Origin of the sequence: Streptomyces sp. NPDC002884, assembly GCF_040295245.1 — a bacterium.
GTDB lineage: Bacteria > Actinomycetota > Actinomycetes > Streptomycetales > Streptomycetaceae > Streptomyces.
Window position 1 is genome coordinate 218,846 of record NZ_JBEOVB010000008.1, and the last position, 19,484, is coordinate 238,329.

Consider the following 19,484-nt stretch of genomic DNA (forward strand, 5'->3'; position numbering starts at 1 on the left):
ACGGACCTAGGAAAACGCCGAGGGCCGCCCCACCTCGTCGGTGGGACGGCCCTCGTTTCACGTGAAACATGCGCATGTTTCACGTGAAACACCCAAGCCGGGCGATGCGCGACTAGCCGCCCGGGCCTCCGAAGAAGCCGTTGCTGGTATTTCCTCTGGTGTCGCTCTCCGTCTCTGTGGCGGTCGCCGACGGGCTGGTCTCTCCTGATCCACCGTTCCCGTTGCCGTTGGAGTTCCCACCCGTGTCGTCTTCGCAGTCGAAGAAGTTGGAGCAGGTCTCGGTCGCCGAGGGCGAGGGCTCGACCCGCGTCCGGCTCGGAGACGGGGACGGGGACGGCGACTCCTCTTCGGTTTCGGTGACCGAAGGCGTGGGAGTCGGCGACGGCTCCGCGTTCACGATCTCGCCGATCGGCTGAGGCTCCGGGAAGTCCTTCGACTTCGTGCCCTTCAGCGCCTCGGCCATGTAGTCGTGCCAGATCTGCGCCGGGAACGAGGCACCGTGGATCTTCTTCTGGCCACCCGTGCCGAACATCTCCAGGAACGTACGGTTCTTGTTCGACTCGTCGTCGTCGTAGCGGAACATGCTGACCGCGGTCGACAGCTGCGGGGTGTAGCCCACGAACCAGGCCGACTTGTTGCCGTCGGTGGTACCGGTCTTGCCGGCCACCTCACGGCCGGGCAGCTGGGCGTTGGTACCGGTGCCCTTCTCGACCACGGTCTTCAGGACGTCCGTGACGTTGTCGGCGACCTTCGCGGTGAACGCCTGCTTCGTCTCGGTCTCGTGCGTGAAGATCTGGCCCTTCTCGCTCGTGACCTTCTCCACGGAGTACGGGTCACGCTGCTTGCCGCTGGCGGCGAAGGTCGAGTACGCCCCCGCCATCCGGATCGCGCTCGGGTCGGAGATGCCGATCGAGAACGACGGGAAGCCGCTGTTGGTCAGGCTGGACTCCTTCAGGCCCGCGCTGGCGGCGGAGTCCTTCACCTTGTCCAGACCGACGTCCATGCCGAGCTGCACGAAAGCGGAGTTCACCGACTCGCGCATGGCCTCCCGGAGGTCGATCTTGTAGTTGGGCGGGCTTCCGAGGGAGACGTTGCCGTCATTGGTCTGAAGCCACTCCTCGCCCTTCTCGTTCTTCCAGACCGAACCGTCGTAGTTCTCGATCTTGAGCTTGTTCTTGCCGCTGAACAGGCTCTCGGGCGAGACGATGGTGCGCTCGTCCTGCGCCTGCGACGACCCCAGATCCTTGTCGCGCACGCCCCAGGTCATCGCCGCCGCCAGCACGAACGGCTTGAACGTCGAACCGACCTGGGCACCCGTCTGGTCGGCGTTGTCGGTGAAGTGCTTGGTGGCGTCCTCACCACCGTAGATGGCCCGGATGGCACCGGTGTCCGGTTCCACGGACGCTCCGCCGAACTGGACGTGGGTGTCCGTGTCCGGCCGTTCCTTGGGCTTGATATTGGCCTTCTGGACCTTGGCGACCGATTCTTCGAGCGCCTTGACCTTGTTCTTGTCGAAGGTCGTGTAGATCGAGTAGCCGCCCTGTTGCAGCAGGTCCTGGGTGATCCCGGTCTTCTTGCTGTTGGTGACCAGGTAACCGTTGGCGAGGTCGACCAGGTAGCCGACCTGGCCCTTGAGGTCGGTGTTCGAGCGAGGGTTCTGCCACTTGGGGAGGGCGGTGTACTCGGCCCGCACCGCGGCCTTCAGGTGGCCGTACTCGACCATCTTGTCGAGGGTGTCCTGCATCTGGAGCGTGGCCCGCTTGGTGTTGGCCGCGGACGTGGCGCCGACCGGGTCGACCGAGGTCGTGCCCGCCGGGTCGTAGTACGTGGCGCCCTTCAGCATGGCGGCCAGGAACGCGCACTCGCCCGGGTTGAGCTTGATCGCGTCCTTGTTGAAGTAGGCGCGGGAGGCGGCCTGGATCCCGTAGGCGTTGCGCCCGTAGTACGCGGAGTTCAGGTAGCCGGCCATGATCTGGTCCTTGTCGACCTCGGCGCCCACCTTGATGGACACGAAGATCTCCTTGAACTTCCGGGAGATCGTCTGCGACTGGTCGTTCAGCATGGCGTTCTTGACGTACTGCTGGGTGATCGTCGATCCACCCTGCGTCTGGCCGCCCCGGGCCATGTTGAACACGGCACGGGCGATGCCCTTGGGGTCGATGCCGCTGTCGTCGTAGAAGGTCTTGTTCTCCTGCGAGATCACCGCCCAGCGCATCTCTTCCGGGATCTGCGAGAGGTCGATGTTCTGACGGTTCGTCTCACCACCGGTGGCAACCATCTGGCTGCCGTCCTTCCAGTAGTAGACGTTGTTCTGCGCCGTGGCCGTCTTGGCGACGTCCGGGATGCCCACCATGGCGTATCCGATGCCCGCCACGGCCACCAGACTGCCCATGAAGCCGACGAACAGGCCCGCGACGAGCTTCCAGGACGGCATCCAGCGCTGCCAGCCGTACTTGCCGGCGCGCGGGTAGTCGATCAGACGCTTGCTGTCGGGCGCCGGTCGACCTCTGCCCCGTCCAGGGCCGGGCGGGGCTCCGCGACGGCCCGCTGTGGGCTCGGCTGCTCTGCGCCGCCCGCCCGAGTCTCTCTGGGACGCGCGCCGGGCGTCGGCCCGGTTGCCGTGCGACTGCTCCTCGCCTCCGGTTCCGTGACCCAACCCGTAGTCGGCAGGAGATCCGGTGGCGCCTCGCGGTGCCGCTCGGCGGCCGGAGGACGGACCGGACTGACCGCGTCGGGCCGCGGCACGTCCGCCTTCCTGCGACTGCGGCGGTTTGCGACGGTGCTCGCTCATCGAACGATTACTCCTCGGGCAGGCGCATCCGTGCGCGCCTGGAAAGGGCGGCTGGTTTCCTGTCCCCCCGAAGTACGGATGCGGTCGGTCGCGCATTCACCCGTACTGCACCGAGGACCTCGACGCCCCCCGGCGTCTCATGGGTCCCGGTGGTGTGCATGGCGCACAGACTACGCACCGCCAAAACCCGCCTAGCTCCGAAGTTCATCCCAAACCAGGCAACTTGCCCTCAATGAATCGGTGATGTGATCCCGTTCACCCTCTTCCCTCTTGTCGCATCCGGAAGGTCGTTCTATCGTCTAGATGTATCGAGTCGATACATCAGCGCGACATAAGGCCGAGGAGGCGACGATGAGCCGGCGTGCCGGGATCCTCGAGTTCGCCGTCCTGGGCCTTCTCCGTGAGTCCCCGATGCACGGCTATGAGCTGCGCAAACGGCTCAACACGTCACTGGGCGTGTTCCGTGCGTTCAGCTACGGCACGCTCTACCCCTGCCTCAAGACGCTGGTCACCAACGGCTGGTTGATCGAGGAGCCGGGAAACACCCACGAAGACGCCCTCGCCGCTCCACTCGCGGGGCGTCGCGCCAAGATCGTCTACCGGTTGACGGCGGAGGGTAAGGAACACTTCGAGGAACTGCTCTCCCAGACGGGTCCCGACGCGTACGAGGACGAACACTTCGCCGCTCGCTTCGCCTTCTTCGGGCAGACGTCGCGCGACGTTCGTATGCGCGTACTCGAGGGCCGCCGCAGCCGGCTGGAGGAGCGTCTCGAGAAGATGCGCGCCTCCCTGGCGCGCACCCGAGAGCGCCTCGACGACTACACGCTTGAGCTCCAGCGCCACGGAATGGAGTCCGTGGAGCGCGAAGTGCGCTGGCTGAACGAGCTCATCGAGAGCGAGCGGGCCGGACGGGACCTGACAGGTCCCGCCGCCGGGGAATCCGCTCAGCAGAACACCACATCTGGATCGACGGGCGGCCTGCCCCGTCCCGGGGACACTCCCGGGACGGATCTGCCCGACGAAACCGCCACGTGAGCGCCCGTTCAGGGCCTCACTCGTACACACAGGGAGCAACCGGAATGGGTTCGGTTCGTGTAGCCATCGTCGGCGTAGGCAACTGCGCCGCCTCGCTGGTGCAGGGCGTCGAGTACTACAAGGACGCCGACCCGGCCGCCAAGGTCCCGGGTCTGATGCACGTGCAGTTCGGCGACTACCACGTCGGTGACGTCGAGTTCGTCGCCGCCTTCGACGTCGACGCGAAGAAGGTCGGCCTCGACCTCTCGGACGCCATCGGTGCCAGCGAGAACAACACCATCAAGATCTGCGACGTCCCGAACAAGGGCGTCACGGTCCAGCGCGGCCACACCCTGGACGGTCTCGGCAAGTACTACCGCGAGACCATCGAGGAGTCCACCGAGGCCCCGGTCGACGTCGTCCAGATCCTCAAGGACAGGCAGGTCGACGTTCTGATCTGCTACCTGCCCGTCGGCTCCGAGAGCGCGGCGAAGTTCTACGCCCAGGCCGCCATCGACGCCAAGGTCGCGTTCGTCAACGCCCTTCCGGTCTTCATCGCCGGCACCAAGGAGTGGGCGGACAAGTTCACCGAGGCGGGCGTCCCGATCGTCGGCGACGACATCAAGTCCCAGGTCGGCGCCACCATCACCCACCGTGTGATGGCAAAGCTGTTCGAGGACCGTGGTGTCCGGCTCGAGCGCACCATGCAGCTCAACGTCGGCGGCAACATGGACTTCAAGAACATGCTGGAGCGTGACCGCCTCGAGTCCAAGAAGATCTCGAAGACGCAGGCCGTCACCTCGCAGATCCCCGACCGCGACCTGGGCGAGAAGAACGTCCACATCGGTCCGTCGGACTACGTGGCCTGGCTGGACGACCGCAAGTGGGCGTACGTCCGCCTCGAGGGCCGTGCGTTCGGTGACGTCCCGCTGAACCTCGAGTACAAGCTCGAGGTCTGGGACTCCCCGAACTCCGCGGGTGTCATCATCGACGCCCTGCGCGCCGCGAAGATCGCCAAGGACCGCGGCATCGGCGGCCCGATCCTGTCGGCGTCCTCGTACTTCATGAAGTCCCCGCCGGTGCAGTACTTCGACGACGAGGCCTACGCGAACGTCGAGAAGTTCATCCGCGGTGAGGTCGAGCGCTAACTCGGCACGCACGGAAAATTCGCTCCTGCCAGGGCTGAGAAGGGTCTCCGGGTCGACCGACCCGGGGACCCTCCCCGTATGTGAGGCTGTGCCCATGGCCGTCGTCCGTGATCTGCGCGTTCTGCTGCGCTTCGGGAACTTCCGGCGGCTGCTCGCGGTGCGGCTGCTCTCCCAGTGCGCGGACGGCGTCTACCAGGTCGCGCTCGCCACCTATGTCGTCTTCTCCCCGGAGAAACAGACCTCGGCCGGCGCGATCGCCTCCGCCATGGCCGTCCTGCTGCTGCCGTACTCCCTCGTCGGCCCCTTCGCCGGTGTCCTGCTGGACCGCTGGCGCCGCCGACAGGTCTTCCTCTACGGCAATCTGCTGCGCGCCCTGCTGGCGTCGGTGACGGCCGTCCTGATGATCAGCCATGTCCCCGACTGGCTCTTCTACGTCTCCGCGCTGTGCGTCACCGCGGTCAACCGCTTCGTCCTCGCCGGCCTTTCCGCGGCTCTGCCACGCGTCGTCGACGGCGAGCGCCTGGTGATGGCCAACTCCCTCTCCCCGACCGCCGGCACGCTGGCCGCGGTCGCCGGGGGCGGTCTCGCCTTCGTCGTCCGGCTGGTGGTGGCGGACTCCGACGCCGCGGTGGTGCTGCTGGGGTGCGCGCTGTACCTGTCCGCCGCACTCGCCTCCCTGGCCATGGCCGCGGATCTGCTCGGACCCGACCGTGATCTGGTCCAGCCCCGGCTGACGAGCGCGCTCAGGGGCACCGCCCGCGGCCTCTCTGCCGGCCTGCGTCACCTGGCCGAGCCCCGGCGCAGGGAGGCCGCCTGGGCACTCGGCTCGATCTCACTGATGCGGTTCTCCTACGGCGCCCTGACCGTCATGGTGCTGATGCTGTGCCGGTACGCCTGGTCGTCCGACCCGGACGACGGGCTGGCCCTGCTGGGACTGGCCGTAGGAGTCTCCGGCGTGGGCTTCTTCGTCGCCGCGGTGGTCACCCCGTCGGCAGCGGGACGGCTGGGCCCCGCCCGCTGGATCGTCGTCTGCTCCGCGGCCGCGGCGGTCCTGGTGCTCGCCCTCATGCTGCCGTTCACCCAAGTCACCACGTTCGTCGCGGCCTTCGTGCTGGGGCTGGTCACCCAGGGCGCGAAGATCGCCACCGACACGATCGTCCAGTCGTCCGTGCAGGACGGCTTCCGCGGCCGGATCTTCTCTCTCTACGACGTCCTGTTCAACGTCGCCTTCGTCGGCGCCGCCGCTGTCGCCGCCCTGATGCTGCCGCCCGACGGGCGTTCCGCCCCATTGGTGGTCACGGTTGCCGTTATCTACGGAGCAGTTGCTGCCGCTATGGCCCGCTTTGAGTGGCGGCAAGTGTCACATCAATGACACAGACTCCTGCTCCGGCTACAGGGTTGTCAGTGGGGGCCGGTAACTTACGTGAGTCTTACTTCGCGAGTGATTTCGCGCCACACGTCTAAAGTTTTCTAGGGGGACCTCCAAGTGTCGACTCCGCCTCCTCAGGGCCAGAACCCGTTCGCGCAGCAGGGCCAGCAGCCCTACGGCCAGCCGCAGGGCCAGGCGCCGTACCCGCCGCAGCCCGGCTACCCGCAGCCGGGCGCCGCTCCCTACGGCGCGGTCCCGCCGGAGCAGCCCCGCCGCAAGGTCAGCTTCAAGCTGATCAAGAACATCGTCATCGTTCTCGCTGTCATCGGCGTGGGTATCACCGCCTACATATCCAGCCAGGACGACGCCAACACGGCGGCGGTCGGCGACTGCATGCACCGGGGTAACAGCAGCGACGACAACCCCGACCTCGAGGTCGTCAAGTGCGACTCCTCGCAGGCGCAGTACATCGTGCTGGCGAAGGTCGAGGGCACGTACACCGCGCTCACGGCCGACAGCAAGTGCGAAGAGAAGGCCAAGGACTTCCAGTACTCGTACACCGAGAGCGGTGACGGCAGTAACTTCCTGCTCTGCCTGAAGGACTACAAGAAGTAGGGCAGTTGCTGAGAGGGGCGGTGTTTCACGTGAAACACCGCCCCTTCGCATGTGCGCCTGTCGCGTCGCGAGAGTCATGTTTCACGTGAAACATGACCCCGTTCCACGGACTCAGTCCTGCTCGGCCCACCACTCCTTGAGCGCAGCCACCGCCGCGTCGTACTCCATCGGCCCGTTCTCCAGGCGCAGTTCCAGCAGGTGCTTGTACGCCTTGCCGATGGCGGGCCCGGGACCGACTCCCAGGATCTCCATGATCTGGTTGCCGTCGAGGTCGGGACGGATCGCGTCCAGCTCCTCCCGCTCCTTCAGCTGGGAGATGCGCCCCTCCAGGCCGTCGTACGCCCGCGAGAGCGCGGCCGCCCTGCGCTTGTTCCGCGTCGTGCAGTCCGAGCGGGTCAGCTTGTGCAGGCGGTCGAGGAGCGGTCCCGCGTCCCGCACATAGCGACGCACCGCGGAGTCCGTCCACTCGCCGGTGCCATACCCGTGGAAGCGCAGGTGGAGTTCGACCAGTCGGGAGACGTCCTTCACCAGCTCGTTGGAGTACTTCAGAGCCGTCATGCGCTTCTTCGTCATCTTCATTCCGACCACCTCGTGGTGGTGGAACGAGACGCGGCCGTCGTTCTCGAAGCGACGGGTGCGCGGCTTGCCGATGTCGTGCAGCAGGGCGGCCAGCCGCAGCGTGAGGTCGGGGCCGTCCTCCTCCAGGGCGATCGCCTGCTCGAGGACGATCAGGGTGTGCTCGTAGACGTCCTTGTGCCGGTGGTGCTCGTCGCTCTCCAGCCGCAGGGCGGGCAGATCGGGCAGCACATGGTCGGCGATGCCGGTGTCGACCAGCAGCGCCAGCCCCTTGCGCGGGTGCGCGGACAGGATCAGCTTGTTCAGCTCGTCCCGTACCCGCTCGGCCGAGACGATCTCGATACGGCCGGACATCTCCTTCATCGCCGTGACGACCTCGGAGTCGACCTCGAAGTCGAGCTGAGCGGCGAAGCGGGCGGCACGCATCATGCGCAGCGGGTCGTCCGAGAAGGACTCCTCCGGCGTACCCGGGGTGCGCAGCACGCGCGCAGCGAGGTCCTCGAGGCCACCGTGCGGGTCGATGAACTCCTTCTCGGGAAGCGCGACGGCCATGGCGTTCACGGTGAAGTCCCGCCGGACGAGATCCTGCTCGATGGAGTCGCCGTACGACACCTCGGGCTTACGCGAGGTGCGGTCGTAGGCCTCCGACCGGTAGGTGGTGACCTCGATCTGGAAGCACCGATCAACGTCTCCGACGCGGGCGTCCTTCTGGACCCCGACGGTGCCGAACGCGATCCCGACCTCCCACACGGCGTCCGCCCATGGCCGGACGATCTTCAGGACGTCCTCGGGTCGGGCGTCCGTCGTGAAGTCCAGGTCGTTGCCGAGCCGGCCGAGCAGCGCGTCCCGGACCGAGCCGCCGACCAGGGCGAGAGAGAACCCGGCCTCCTGGAAGCGGCGGGCGAGGTCGTCGGCGACAGGGGCGACCCGCAGCAGTTCACTGACCGCGCGGTGCTGCACCTGGCTCAGGACGCTGAGATTGTCTTCGTTGGCGTTCGGCACAACAGAAGAGGGTACGTGGCCCGGCCCACCCAGGGCTCCTCGATTTGGGGTGAGCGGACATCCCTCACGATAGCCGGGCAAGACAGCGCCTTACTGTCTACCTGGCCATTCACCTCCATAGGCATGGATAGCGGACGATCCGACCGTCTTCCACGATCTTGTGAAGCAGTCCGCGGCACTTCCCCTCAGCGCGCATCGTTACCATGCGTGGACGCACATTCCGACGACCACTGACGACGACGAGGGACGGGCGAACGCGTGGCCGAGGCGGCAGACTTTCCGGGGATGACTCCCTCACCTGCCCGCCGGTGGCTGCGGCGCACCGGCGCACTGCTCGCCGGGGCGCCCCTGCTGGCCGGTCTGCTCCAGCTGCCCGCCGCCCCCGCGCAGGCCGCCGTCCAGACCTCCGCCAAGGAGGCCTCCGACGCCGGCACGGTGGCTGTCACCGTCGATTCGCTCAGTCCCGCCGCTCCCAGCGACGGGGACACCCTGACGGTCTCCGGCACGGTCACCAACAACGGCAAGCAGGCGGTCACCGACGCCCACGTGGGCCTGCAGGTGGGTTCCGCGCTGACCACCCGCTCGGCGATCGACAGTGCCGCCAGGCGCGCGGACGCCCTCTCCGGCAACGACGGCTCCGAGGTGGGCGGCAAGTACGTAACCGAGTTCGCCAAGCTCACACCGGGCGTGTCCGAGCACTTCAGCATCTCCGTCCCCGTCTCCAAGCTCGACCTGGACGACGACGGCGTCTACCCGCTCGGTGTCTCCCTCGAGGGTGAGACGTCCGCGCAGCCGTGGGAGCAGGTGCTGGGCGTCCAGCGGACCTTCCTGCCGTGGCAGCCCGAGGAGGCGGACACCCCGTCCAGGACGACGGTGCTGTGGCCGCTGGTCTCCACCGTCCACATGTCGGCCGAGACCGGGTCGAACGCCCAGCAGACGCCGGTCTTCCTCAACGACGACCTGGCCAAGGAGCTCTCGCCCGGAGGCCGCCTCGAGCAGCTGCTGAGCCTGGGCAAGGAGCTCGACGTCACCTGGGTGATCGACCCGGACCTGCTGGCGTCCGTCGACGCCATGACCGGCAGCTACCGGATCCGGGGCGACGGGGACACCACCACGGCCGGCACCCACCAGGCGGTCGCCAAGCAGTGGCTCGACGATCTGCAGGACGCGGTGCTCGGCAAGGAGGTCGTCGCGCTGCCGTTCGCCGATCCCGACCTCGCCTCGCTCGCCCACAACGGCACCGGCGTCGCCGGCTCGCTGAGCCAGCTCAAGGCGGCCACCGACGTGGCCGCCACCACAGTGGAGACCGTGCTCCATGTGACCCCGAACACCGACTTCGCCTGGCCCGTGGACGGCGCCGTCGACCCGTCGATCGTCAAGGTCGCCACCTCGGCAGGCGCCGACAAGGTGATCGCGCGCAGCGACAGCCTGACGGAGAACGGGGATCTCACCTACACCCCCTCCGCGGCCCGGCCCATCGGCGGCGGCAACACGGCGGTCGTCGCGGACGCGCGGCTCTCCACGGCGTTCAAGGGCGATCTGACGAAGGCCTCCACGTCCACGCTCGCCGTGCAGGAGTTCCTGGCGCAGAGCCTGGCCCTGAACCTGCAGACGGGCAAGCAGCGCAGCGTCGTCGTCGCCCCGCAGCGCATGCCGACCGCGAGCCAGGCCCGGTCGCTGGCCGAGGCCGTCACGACGCTCCAGGGCGGTACCTGGTCGCAGTCCCAGCAGCTCGCGGCGGCCGCCAAGGCCAAACCCGACCCGGGCGCGACCACCAAGGTGCCGTCGAAGTCGGCGTACCCGTCCTCACTGCGCAAGCAGGAGCTGCCCCGGTCGGCCTTCGAGCAGATCGCGTACACGCAGGACAAGCTCGACAACTTCAAGGTGATCCTCGCCAACGAGGCACGGGTGGTGACCCCCTTCGGGCGGGCCATGAACCGTGAGATGTCCACGTCCTGGCGGGGCAGGAGCACCGCCGCGAGCTCGTTCCGCCAGGGTGTGCAGGCCTATCTCGACACCCTCACCGGCCAGGTCAAGCTGATCGACAAGTCGGAGACCAAGCTCTCCGGGCGAAGTGCCACGATCCCGGTGACCGTGCAGAACAACCTGGTGCAGGGCGTCGACCACCTGGTCCTGCGGCTCACCTCGAAGAACCCGACCCGTCTAGAGATCTCCGACGAGGCCTACGCCGAGCAGCGCGTGACGGTCTCCGGCGGGCACACCACGACGGTGAAGTTCACCACGTCCGCCAAGGTCAACGGCCAGACGACGGTGGTCGCCCAGCTGTACACCGAGGACGGCCAGAAGTACGGCGAAGAGGTCGCCTTCGACGTGCGGGTCACCGAGATCACGGCCACGGTGATGCTGGTCATCGGCGGCGGCGTCCTGCTGCTCGTGCTGGCAGGCTTCCGCATGTACACCCAGCGCAAGCGTGCTGCGGCCCGTGATGCAGAAGAAGCCGAAGGAACCGAGGAAGACGCCGAGGACGGCGAGGACGGCGAGGACGGTGCCGACGAGGCAAGCCGGCCCGCCGACGGCCCGGAGAACGCCGGGGGCCACGAGAACCGTCCCGAGAAAGAGTCCGGCCGCCGAGCAGGGGCAGCCGACCCGGAGCAGCCGAGTGACGAGACGCCGGACACCGCAGTGGAAAGCGCCGACCCGTCCGGCACGGGTGAGAGAGTGGACCGTTGAGGATGTCGTGGCCGGTGGGCCCGGGACGATGAGGTGGGGTAACCATGAACGCGCCGTACGACGGTGACCGCGGCCAGGCCGCGGGCGGCTCGGGCCACCCCGAGGGCCCGCCGCCCGAGCATGGCCAGGTGCCGCCGCAGCACCCGGCGGACATGTACCTCCAGGACGCCTACGACCAGGACCCCTACCGGGCTCAGGACCTCAGCGCGCAGGACCCGGTCGCCGAGGCGCTCTACGACCGCGCCGCGCACCCCCCGCCGCCGCCGGGCATGCATCAGCCGCAACAGCCGCTGTACGGCCGGCCCCCGCAGTCCCCGTACGCCCCCGACCCGCATGTGTGGGCCCAGACCCCGGCGCCCGAGCCGGAGGGCCCCACGCAGTACCTGCCGTACGGCGACGATCCCCGTACGACGCAGTTCGTGGGCGTGGACGACCTCGTGACGCACTCCGGCGAGGAGCAGCACCAGCCGGACGCCTTCGCCCACCTCTTCCGGGACCAGCAGCAGGGGGGCACCCGCTCCGCGGAGTCCCCGTCGGTGCCCGGCCCGGCGCCCGCTCCGGGCGGGCAGGGAGCGGTACCGGCGTACCAGGCTCCGGTGGCGTCGTCGTCCGCGGCGGACCAGACCATGAACCTCACCGCCACGCCGGCCGCGCCCCCCGCCGCGGCCGCTCCCGCCGCGAAGAAGGGCGGGCGCGCCGGAAGCCTGCTGAAGTCCAGCGCCGTCATGGCGGCGGGCACGATGGTGTCCCGCCTCACCGGCTTCGTCCGCTCCGCGCTGATCGTCTCGGCGCTGGGCGTCGGCCTGCTCGGCGACACCTTCCAGGTCGCCTACCAGCTGCCCACGATGATCTACATCCTGACCGTCGGCGGCGGCCTCAACTCGGTCTTCGTGCCCCAGCTCGTACGGGCCATGAAGGAGGACGAGGACGGCGGCGAGGCTTACGCCAACCGCCTGCTCACGCTGGTCATGGTGGCGCTGGGCCTCCTCACGGTCGCCGCGGTCGCCGCGGCGCCCGTCCTGATCCGCCTCCTGTCCGACTCGGTCGCCAGCGACCCGGCGGCCAACGAGGTCGGCATCACCTTCGTCCGCTACTTCCTGCCCTCGATCTTCTTCATGGGCGTCCACGTGGTGATGGGGCAGATCCTCAACGCGCGCGGCAAGTTCGGCGCGATGATGTGGACGCCGGTCCTCAACAACATCGTCATCATCGTCACGCTGGGCATGTTCATCTGGGTCTACGGCACTGCCGCCGACTCCGGCATGAAGGTCACCACCATCCCGCCGGAGGGCGAGCGGCTCCTCGGCATCGGGGTCCTGCTCGGCCTCGTCGTGCAGGCCCTCGCCATGATCCCGTACCTGCGCGAGACCGGTTTCCGGATGCGGCTGCGCTTCGACTGGAAGGGCCACGGCCTCGGCAAGGCGGCGACCCTCGCCAAGTGGACCGTCCTGTTCGTCCTGGCCAACCAGGCCGGCGCGCTGGTCGTCACCCAGCTGTCCACGTCGGCGGGCAAGGACTCGCCGGTCGACGGCACCGGCTTCTCCGCCTACGCCAACGCCCAGCTGATCTGGGGACTGCCGCAGGCCATCATCACCGTCTCCCTGATGGCCGCCCTGCTGCCCCGCATCTCCCGCTCGGCGGCCGAGGGTGACGCCGGCGCGGTCCGCGACGACATCTCCCAGGGCCTGCGCACCACGGCCGTCGCGATCGTCCCGATCGCCTTCGGCTTCCTCGCACTCGGCATCCCGATGTGCACGCTGATCTTCGGTTCGTCCGGCACCAGCGAGGCCACGAACATGGGCTTCATGCTGATGGCCTTCGGCCTCGGCCTGATCCCCTACTCCGTGCAGTACGTCGTCCTGCGTGCCTTCTACGCCTACGAGGACACCCGGACCCCCTTCTACAACACCGTCATCGTGGCCGCGGTCAACGCGAGCGCCTCGGCGATCTGTTACTTCGTCCTCCCCGCCCGCTGGGCCGTGGTCGGCATGGCGGCCTCCTACGGCCTGGCGTACGCGATCGGCGTCGGCGTCGCCTGGAACAGGCTCCGCAAGCGGCTCGGCGGTGACCTCGACGGCTCCCATGTCCTGCGGACCTACGCCCGACTGTGCATCGCATCCGTTCCGGCCGCCCTCATCAGCGGCGCGGCCTGCTACGGAGTCGGCCACAGCCTGGGTCAGGGCGTCCTCGGTTCCTTCGCCGCGCTGCTGGCCGGCGGGGTCCTGTTGTTCGGCATCTTCTTCGTCGCCGCCCGCCGCATGCGCATCGAGGAGCTCAATTCGCTCGTCGGTATGGTCCGCGGACGCCTGGGTCGCTGAGACACGGGGTAGGCGCACAACCATCGTCCGCCGCCGCGTGTCGTGCATAGCGGCGGACTGTGGGCACAATTGGGTTCGGCGTCGTACGGCGCGCACGAGGTCGGACGGCGCGCACTGAATGGGGAGGCAGGAACGACGGTGGCGGAACGGAGCACAGCTGCCGTCGACGTGGCAGACAACAGCGGCGACAAGCCGCTGACCGCACAAGCGGACCAGTCCACGGCCGACGGGGTGGTCAAGAACCGGGAGCAGGACACGGACAGCGACGAGGCACAGGGGAGCGGCGGGACGGAAAGTCCCGGGAAGGCCTCACCGCCGGAACTGCACAGCGGTCACAAGCTCGCCAGGCGCTATCGCCTCGAAGAGTGCGTCACCCGTCTGGACGGTTTCAGCAGTTGGCGCGCGGTCGACGAGAAACTCCGTCGTGCCGTGGGTGTCCATCTCCTGCCCGCGGACCACACCCGGGCCCGTTCGGTGCTGGCAGCCGCCCGCTCCTCCGCGCTGCTCGGGGATCCCCGCTTCGTCCAGGTACTGGACGCGGTCGAGGAGAACGACCTCGTCTACGTGGTCCATGAGTGGCTGCCCGACGCCACCGAGCTGACCGCGTTGCTCGCGGCCGGTCCGCTGGAGCCGCACGACGCGTACCAGATGGTCAGTCAGATCGCCTCCGCCATGGCCGCCGCCCACCGCGAAGGCCTGGCGCATCTGCGTCTGAACCCCAACGCCGTTCTGCGCACCTCCTCCGGCCAGTGGCGCATCCGCGGCCTCGCGGTCAACGCCGCCCTGCGCGGCGTCACCACCGAGACTCCTCAGCGCACCGACACGGAAGCGATCGGCGCCCTGCTGTACGCGGCGCTCACCCAGCGCTGGCCGTACGAGAACGACGCCTACGGCCTCTCGGGGCTGCCCAAGGACATCGGTCTGATCGCCCCCGACCAGGTACGCGCCGGCGTCCACCGGGGCCTGTCGGAGCTGTCGATGCGGGCCCTCGTCAACGACGGCGCGACCGCCTCCCGGCACGACGCCGCCTGCACGACGCCGGAGGAGCTGGTGAAGGCGATCGGGGAGATGCCCCGCATCCGCCCGCCGGAGCCCGCGTTCACCGCCCCGCCCGAGTACCAGCGCACGACGTACCAGCAGGGCACCTACGGCCGGCCCGCGGCACACCCGGGCGTCACCCAGCAGGTCCCCACCCCGCCGCCCCCGCTGCAGAGCCGCACCGGCAAGGCGCTGAAGTGGGCGGTCTCCGCCCTCCTCATCGCCGCCCTCGGCCTGGGCAGCTGGCAGCTGGCCGATGCCCTGATGGACCAGGGCCAGTCCGACGACACGAACCAGACCCAGACGACGGACGACGGCGACAAAGCCCCGACGAAGCCCGCCACCCTCCCGATCACCATCACCGATGCCAAGGACTTCGACCCTGAGGGAGACGGGTCCGAGAAGCCCGCCGACATAGGCAAGGCCTACGACAACAGCACCTCGACGTACTGGCAGACGGACTTCTACAAGGGCGCCGACTTCGGAAACCTGAAGCCGGGCCTCGGCATCATCCTTGATCTCGGCAAAGTGCAGCAGGTCGGGAAAGTGACCGTTACCTTCGTGGGGAAGACCTCGGTCGAACTCCGTGCCGCCTCAAGCGAAGCGGACTCCGAACCCACGTCTTTGGACGGCTACACGAAAATTGCCGAGGGCTCCGGTACGAGCGTGACGCTCCAGCCGACCAAGTCCGCCAAGACCCGCTACGTCTTGGTCTGGCTGACCAAGCTGCCGCTGACCGACGAGGGCACCTATCGTGGCCGCGTTACGGACATCAAAGTGACCAGCTGAAGGCGAGGAGAGGGGGTCCGATGGCGGAAAGCGCCGGATATGACGGAGCGAGCGACCAGGACCTCCTCACCCGCCACGTAGAGGGCGATCCCGACGCCTTCGGTGAGCTCGTACGGCGTCACCGCGACCGACTCTGGGCGGTGGCCCTGCGCACGCTGGGAGACCGCGAGGAGGCCGCTGACGCCGTCCAGGACGCCCTCGTGTCCGCCTACCGGGCCGCCCACACCTTCCGCGGCCAGTCCGCCGTCACGACCTGGCTGCACCGCATCACGGTGAACGCCTGTCTGGACCGCGCCCGCAAAGCGGCTTCCCGCAAGACCTCACCGGTCGACGACACCGAGCGGCTGGAGCAGCTGCTGGAGCCGCACGAGTCGGCGTCCGCCCCCGCCGAACGCAACGACCTGCACCGCCAGCTTCTCGAAGCACTCGGCACTCTCCCTCCCGACCAGCGAGCCGCCCTCGTCCTCGTGGACATGCAGGGCTACCCGGTCGCCGAGGCCGCCCGCGTGCTCGACGTGCCGACCGGGACGGTGAAGAGCCGCTGCGCCCGGGGCAGAGCCAGACTCCTGCCGCTCCTCACTCATCTGCGGCCGGACGGCACCGGCGGCGCGAGAGAAAACGGCGCAGGACGGAACCGGGCGCAGGGGACATCCGTCCCACCGGCAGCGGATCCTCGGGACGAGGGGCCGGGCAACGCCGGTACAGGCGATTCAGCTGCTGTGAAGGGCGGAGGTGGGCGAGCGTGACCTCGACGACGGACACGACCGGGCACCCGGACGTCACGGAGATCACCGACCTCACCGAGGGTCTGCTCGCTCCCCCGCGGAGCGCCGACGTACGTCGGCATCTGGACGCCTGCGAGCTCTGCGCGGACGTCCACGCGTCCCTCGAGGAGATCCGTGGCCTCCTGGGCACCCTCCCCGGCCCCCCGCGCATGCCGGACGATGTCGCTCACCGCATCGACGCCGCACTCGCCGCCGAAGCGCTGCTGAACGCCACGGCGCCGGAGAGCGCAGACGCCTCACCGACGATCGGCGCCGTCACCACCGACGCCGAAGCGCTTCACGTTTCACGTGAAACAACGACCGCGACGGACCGGCCCGCAGGGCGCGCCCACGCCGCCACAGGCCCCGGCCGCAAGGACCGCAAGCGAGGCGGCCGCCGCAAGATCGCTGTCCTGGGAGCGGCTCTCGCCGCTGCGGCTCTGGGACTCGGGTCCGTCCTGGTGTCGTCGCTCACCGACGGCGGGGGGCCGGGCAGTTCGGCTCATCAGTCGGCCGCGCCGGACACCTTCTCCGCGAGCGGGCTGGAGGGACAGGTCACCGATCTCCTCGCCAAGGCCGCGGACTCCCATGGCGCCCACAGCCTGGGCATCCAGGGAACATCCGAGGCCGCATCGCCCGGCACCGCCTCACCCAAGGTCCTGCGGCAGCTCGTGGTGCCCTCGTGCGTACAGCAGGGCATCGGCCGCAGCGATGCGCCCCTCGCCACCGATGAAGGCACCTATCAGGGGACGGACGCCCTGCTCGTGGTGCTGCCGGACGCATCCGACAGCACCAGGGTCGACGCCTACATCGTTGACAAGACCTGTGTGGATCATCCGGCGTCCGGTCCGGCGAAGGTTCTGCTGACGCACTCCTACACGCGTCGCTGACGACCGACGTCTCGTCTCGCTGCTGCGCCGCGTCCCCCTTGCAACCCCTAGGGTGTCGTCCCTTCGTGTGCCCGGACACACCGGGAATGCACGCCCCTTAGGATCCGTTGGGTGGGGTGAGAGTCCAAGTAGCTCCCACCGCTCAACCGATGCAGTCCAGAGACGAGGAAACAAGCCGTGAGCGACGTCCGTAACGTGATCATCATCGGCTCCGGGCCCGCCGGCTACACCGCGGCGCTGTACACCGCGCGCGCGTCGCTGAAGCCGCTCGTGTTCGAAGGCGCCGTCACCGCGGGCGGCGCTCTGATGAACACCACCGAGGTGGAGAACTTCCCCGGCTTCCAGGACGGCATCATGGGCCCCGAGCTCATGGACAACATGCGTGCCCAGGCCGAGCGCTTCGGCGCCGAGCTGATCCCCGACGACATCGTCTCCGTCGACCTCACGGGTGAGATCAAGACCGTCACGGACACGGCGGGCACGATCCACCGGGCCAAGGCCGTCATCGTGACCACCGGCTCCCAGCACCGCAAGCTCGGCCTGCCGAACGAGGACGCCCTCTCCGGCCGCGGTGTCTCCTGGTGCGCCACCTGTGACGGCTTCTTCTTCAAGGACCAGGACATCGCCGTGATCGGCGGCGGCGACACCGCGATGGAGGAGGCCACCTTCCTCTCCCGCTTCGCCAAGTCCGTGACGATCGTCCACCGCCGGGACACCCTGCGCGCCTCCAAGGCGATGCAGGAGCGCGCCTTCGCCGACCCGAAGATCAAGTTCGTCTGGGACAGCGAGGTCGCCGAGATCGAGGGGGACCCGAAGCTGGCCGGGCTGAAGCTGCGCAACCTCAAGACGGGTGAGCTCTCGGACCTCCCGGTGACCGGCCTCTTCATCGCGATCGGCCACGACCCGCGCACCGAGCTCTTCAAGGGTCAGCTGGACCTGGACGAGGAGGGCTACCTGAAGGTCGTCGCGCCCTCCACCCGGACGAACGTGACCGGCGTCTTCGCCGCCGGCGACGTGGTCGACCACACCTACCGCCAGGCGATCACCGCGGCCGGCACCGGCTGCTCCTCCGCTCTCGACGCCGAGCGCTACCTCGCCGCCCTCGCGGACGAGGAGCAGGCCGAGCCCGAGAAGACCTCCGTCTGACCCCCTCCCGCCCCACCGCACAGAGAATTAAGGAGCCCCCTGTGGCCGGCACCCTGAAGAATGTGACCGACGCCGACTTCGAAGAGGTCGTCCTCAAGAGCGACAAGCCCGTCCTGGTGGACTTCTGGGCCGAGTGGTGCGGCCCGTGCCGCCAGATCGCTCCCTCGCTCGAGGCCATCGCGGCCGAGCACGGCGACAAGATCGAGATCGTCAAGCTCAACATCGACGAGAACCCGGGTACGGCCGCCAAGTACGGCGTCATGTCGATCCCGACGCTGAACGTCTACCAGGACGGCGAGGTCGCCAAGACCATCGTCGGTGCCAAGCCGAAGGCCGCGCTCGTGCGCGACCTGGAGACCTTCATCTCCGAGTGACGCCGAGCCGTCCCGCCGACGGCTGATGTTTCACGTGAAACACGAATGGGCCAGCCCCTCAGGGCTGGCCCATTGTTCTTGCCCAAGTCTTCAGAGCGGACGCAGCGCCGGCTCCTTCTGGACCGCTCCCAGCAACCGGTCGAGCGCCATCTCCACGTCTTCCTTCCAGGAAAGCGTCGTCCGCAGCTCCAGCCTCAACCGGGGATGAGCGGGATGAGGACGCACCGTCTTGAAGCCCACCGCCAGCAGGTGATCGGCCGGAAGCACACAGGCCGGCTCCTTCCAGCGTGCGTCACCGAACGCCTCGATCGCTTTGAAGCCCCGTCGCAGCAGATCCTTGGCGACCGTCTGGACCATCACACGGCCAAGTCCCTGCCCCTGGTACCCCGGCATGATGAACGCGGTCATCAACTGCACGGCGTCCGGCGACACGGGGCTCGTGGAGAACGCCGTCGAGCGGGGAACGTAGGCGGGCGGGGCGTAGAGCACAAACCCCACAGGAACGTCGTCCACATAGACGACCCGGCCGCACGACCCCCAGTCCAACAGGACAGCGGAGATCCAGGACTCCTTCTCCAGCGCCGGTGTGCCCGCCTTTACCGCGGCCGCACTGCTGACGGGGTCCAGTTCCCAGAAGACACACGCCCGACAGCGTTTGGGAAGGTCTTGAAGGTTGTCCAGCGTGAGCGGTACGAGCCGACGCCCCATGAAGGCTGTTCCTCGCTTCCTTCGCTCGCAGCATCGCGAGCGGCTGTCAGAGCGCTCCGTTCCCTGAGCAGGCTGCCGACGAATCCGCCGACCGCGCCCAGTCCCAGCCCGGCGCTCACCAGTCCGGTCCGGCTCATCGTTCGCATGGCCCCCGCCTCCTGCTCCGAGGTACTGCCAGGTGGATGCGCCACAACCCCCATCGCATCGTATCCAGGATGCGATTCCATCGATACCGCCTGAAAGCAAAGGGC

Annotated in this window: 14 protein-coding genes; 11 read left to right on the plus strand and 3 right to left on the minus strand. The window is 68.4% G+C overall.

Annotated features, from left to right (window positions below; genetic code table 11):
- Positions 1-112 precede the first annotated feature (112 nt).
- Positions 113-2,791: a transglycosylase domain-containing protein gene (locus ABT070_RS19335; RefSeq protein WP_351761903.1), complete on the minus strand. Its 2,679-nt coding sequence runs from the start codon at positions 2,789-2,791 to the stop codon at positions 113-115.
- A 351-nt stretch (positions 2,792-3,142) separates the two neighbouring features.
- Between ABT070_RS19335 and ABT070_RS19340 the strand changes: the two genes are divergently transcribed.
- The 4 genes from ABT070_RS19340 (at position 3,143) to ABT070_RS19355 (ending at position 6,937) form a co-directional block, all read left to right on the plus strand.
- The gene (locus ABT070_RS19340) at positions 3,143-3,826 is read left to right on the plus strand and encodes a PadR family transcriptional regulator (protein ID WP_351761906.1); all 684 of its coding nucleotides are present in this window, start codon (positions 3,143-3,145) and stop codon (positions 3,824-3,826) included.
- Between the two features lie 44 nt (positions 3,827-3,870).
- On the plus strand, positions 3,871-4,953 hold the full coding sequence (locus ABT070_RS19345) for an inositol-3-phosphate synthase (protein WP_351761909.1): 1,083 nt from the start codon (positions 3,871-3,873) through the stop codon (positions 4,951-4,953).
- Between the two features lie 94 nt (positions 4,954-5,047).
- Positions 5,048-6,325, plus strand: a complete 1,278-nt coding sequence (locus ABT070_RS19350) for an MFS transporter (protein WP_351761911.1) — start codon at positions 5,048-5,050, stop codon at positions 6,323-6,325.
- Positions 6,326-6,439: 114 nt separating this feature from the next.
- The gene (locus ABT070_RS19355) at positions 6,440-6,937 is read left to right on the plus strand and encodes an LppU/SCO3897 family protein (RefSeq protein ID WP_351761914.1); all 498 of its coding nucleotides are present in this window, start codon (positions 6,440-6,442) and stop codon (positions 6,935-6,937) included.
- A 111-nt stretch (positions 6,938-7,048) separates the two neighbouring features.
- Here the strand turns inward: ABT070_RS19355 and ABT070_RS19360 are convergent, their stop codons facing one another.
- Complete coding sequence (locus tag ABT070_RS19360; RefSeq protein ID WP_351761917.1) at positions 7,049-8,515, minus strand: CCA tRNA nucleotidyltransferase; 1,467 nt, start codon at positions 8,513-8,515, stop codon at positions 7,049-7,051.
- 258 nt (positions 8,516-8,773) lie between these two features.
- Here ABT070_RS19360 and ABT070_RS19365 point away from each other — a divergent pair, with 258 nt between their 5' ends.
- From ABT070_RS19365 to trxA, 7 genes are all read left to right on the plus strand, one after another.
- On the plus strand, positions 8,774-11,206 hold the full coding sequence (locus tag ABT070_RS19365; RefSeq protein WP_351761919.1) for a DUF6049 family protein: 2,433 nt from the start codon (positions 8,774-8,776) through the stop codon (positions 11,204-11,206).
- A 44-nt stretch (positions 11,207-11,250) separates the two neighbouring features.
- On the plus strand, positions 11,251-13,524 hold the full coding sequence (gene murJ / locus ABT070_RS19370; RefSeq protein WP_351761922.1) for a murein biosynthesis integral membrane protein MurJ: 2,274 nt from the start codon (positions 11,251-11,253) through the stop codon (positions 13,522-13,524).
- Between the two features lie 138 nt (positions 13,525-13,662).
- Entirely contained in the window at positions 13,663-15,351 is a 1,689-nt protein-coding gene (locus tag ABT070_RS19375) for a protein kinase family protein (RefSeq protein ID WP_351761925.1), read from the plus strand.
- 20 nt (positions 15,352-15,371) lie between these two features.
- Positions 15,372-16,097, plus strand: a complete 726-nt coding sequence (gene sigM, locus ABT070_RS19380; RefSeq protein WP_351761928.1) for an RNA polymerase sigma factor SigM — start codon at positions 15,372-15,374, stop codon at positions 16,095-16,097.
- On the plus strand, positions 16,094-17,005 hold the full coding sequence (locus ABT070_RS19385; RefSeq protein WP_351761931.1) for an anti-sigma factor family protein: 912 nt from the start codon (positions 16,094-16,096) through the stop codon (positions 17,003-17,005). Before sigM ends, ABT070_RS19385 begins: the two co-directional genes overlap by 4 nt.
- A gap of 177 nt (positions 17,006-17,182) precedes the next feature.
- Entirely contained in the window at positions 17,183-18,151 is a 969-nt protein-coding gene (gene trxB / locus ABT070_RS19390; RefSeq protein WP_351761933.1) for a thioredoxin-disulfide reductase, read from the plus strand.
- A gap of 41 nt (positions 18,152-18,192) precedes the next feature.
- Positions 18,193-18,525: a thioredoxin gene (trxA, locus tag ABT070_RS19395; protein ID WP_351761935.1), complete on the plus strand. Its 333-nt coding sequence runs from the start codon at positions 18,193-18,195 to the stop codon at positions 18,523-18,525.
- A 90-nt stretch (positions 18,526-18,615) separates the two neighbouring features.
- Here trxA and ABT070_RS19400 read toward each other — a convergent pair whose 3' ends face one another.
- Positions 18,616-19,233, minus strand: a complete 618-nt coding sequence (locus ABT070_RS19400; RefSeq protein WP_351761938.1) for a GNAT family N-acetyltransferase — start codon at positions 19,231-19,233, stop codon at positions 18,616-18,618.
- Between the last annotated feature and the right edge of the window lie 251 nt (positions 19,234-19,484).